Origin of the sequence: Bacillus sp. V3B (genome assembly GCF_024494465.1) — a bacterium.
In the GTDB taxonomy this organism is placed as follows: Bacteria; Bacillota; Bacilli; order Bacillales; family Cytobacillaceae; genus Bacillus_BD.
The window spans coordinates 1-1,557 of sequence record NZ_JAETXM010000066.1 but is presented as its reverse complement, the minus strand read 5'-3'; the positions used below and the strand labels follow the sequence as shown (position 1 = coordinate 1,557).

Here is a 1,557-nt window from a genome sequence, read left to right as displayed (position 1 = left end):
TCTGTGAAAAGGAAGGAAACTACATTTGGGTTTAGTGAAAATCATGCGGGTGAGCCTATAGGAGATAAGTGTGTTTTTTGCTAAAAAGGCAATAGGAAAGAAAACTATTGATTTTTTCTTTTTTTCAATAGTTAGAAGTATATTTAGATTAGAAAATGGTTAGGCTAATAATTTAGCGTATTCAATAAATGGTTGTTTTCCAGATAAAATATGATAAATAATTTTCAATGTTTTATGTGCTATGGCGATTAATGCCTTTTTCTTTCCTCGACGAGCTGCCAGTGACCAATACTTACTTGCCAACCATGTATTCTTTGTTCTAGAAATAGCCCATGCCACTTCACATAATGTCGATTTTATGTGTGGATTTCCTTTGGTTGTTCGGGTGCTTTTTTTTTACCCGCACTTTCATGATTTCCCGGTGCTAAGCCTGCCCATGATGCTAGATGTTGTGCAGATGGAAATTGACTCATTTCTATTCCGATTTCTGCTAAGATGCTTGCGACGGAGTTCTCTTTTACTCCGGGAATCGTTAACAGTAAATCTACCTGTTCCTTATAAGGAATCAATAATTCATTGATCTGTTTTTCAAGTTGTTCTAATTGTTCCTCTAAGAAAATGATATGATTCCAAGATTGGCGAATTAAAAAGATTTGATGCATATTGAGTGTTCCAAAAAGAGAATCAGAGATCTGTTGAGCTTTTGGCATCATTTTAAAATGAATGGTTTCTTGTACATCTTTTGGATCGACATACCCTTTTTCAACGAGCTTAGAAAGAAGTTTTCTTCCGGAAACACCAAAAACATCAGAGATGACGGAACCTAATTTAATATTAGAACACTCTAACGTTTTTTGGATTCGGTTCTTCTCTGCTGTTATATTTCCAATCCATTTCTTACGTAATCGTGTTAAATCTCGGAGTTCCCGAATATCAGTTGGAGGGACAAAGCTTTTTTCAATAAGACCATGTTGAAGTAATTTCGCAATCCACTCGGCATCAGCTACATCGGTTTTACGTCCCGGTACATTTTTAATTCGTTGTGCATTGGCTAAGGTGATATCAAAGTAATCTTCGATGACATTGAAGACAGGCTTCCAATAGATTCCTGTACTTTCTAAAGCAACGTGAGTAACGTTACATTGCTCAAGCCATTTTAATAATTCATATAGATCTTTTGTCATCGTTGGAAAAGATCGAATTTCAGTGATCGAACTTCCATCTGTTTCTTCTCGAATCACACAGGCCACAATCTCTTTCTGATGAACATCTAAACCAGCACAATTCTTTAATAGTACGTCCATATAAACACCATCCTAATTATATTAACAAACAGTGGAAAAGATTGTGTATCGACATTTTTCTGTACGTGATCCAAGCAAGCTTGGTCAACAAGGCGGTGTGCAACAATCGATTCCTTACAGTTTCTATGACAGGGTTTACCCACCATTAAAACCCACGTACTTACCTGTTTGTTGTAATATCAGTTATGGGCAAATGGCAAAAAAATAACCCCCATTTTCATGAGGGGGTGCGAGTAAAAAATCATGATTGTTT

At 36.2% G+C, this 1,557-nt stretch carries 1 protein-coding gene and 1 pseudogene; one reads left to right on the top strand and one right to left on the bottom strand.

The features are described from left to right. Window positions 1-159: 159 nt before the first annotated feature. Window positions 160-1,304 (bottom strand): annotated as a pseudogene (locus tag JMM81_RS22520) (IS110 family RNA-guided transposase). Between the two features lie 43 nt (window positions 1,305-1,347). Between JMM81_RS22520 and JMM81_RS22515 the strand changes: the two are divergent. Further along, window positions 1,348-1,512 (top strand): hypothetical protein, encoded by a 165-nt coding sequence (locus JMM81_RS22515; RefSeq protein ID WP_256243798.1) that lies wholly within the window; start codon window positions 1,348-1,350, stop codon window positions 1,510-1,512. The last annotated feature ends 45 nt before the right edge of the window (window positions 1,513-1,557 follow it).